This window comes from Asaia sp. SF2.1 (genome assembly GCF_000505765.1).
Classification (GTDB): domain Bacteria; phylum Pseudomonadota; class Alphaproteobacteria; order Acetobacterales; family Acetobacteraceae; genus Asaia; species Asaia bogorensis.
The window spans coordinates 133,976-134,247 of the sequence record NZ_AYXS01000034.1; the positions used below are offsets into that span (position 1 = coordinate 133,976).

Sequence of the window (272 nt, forward strand, 5' to 3'; positions counted from 1 at the left end):
GCCCCGAAATGCGTAACTCCGGAGGCCGCATCAAGCACAGCTACAGGATCGACTATTCCCAGATCCGTCATCATCACCGAGCAGCAGATATCGGGTGAATGCATGCCGGGATGGATGGCATTGCGCGTGCTGACAATGCCGCCGACCGGAATAGTGCCGAGCGGCCCCGCCGGGCAGGCATCGGGCATGATAGCTGCCGCTGCCACCGTGGGCGTGCGCATCAGCGTTCGCATCGTCTCGATGACACGCTCACGGTTAAGCGCCTCATCGGG

Annotated in this window: 1 pseudogene; it reads right to left on the minus strand. The window is 62.5% G+C overall.

The window, feature by feature from the left end:
* Positions 1-272 (minus strand): annotated as a pseudogene (locus P792_RS38025) (RNA-splicing ligase RtcB); the annotation flags it as partial.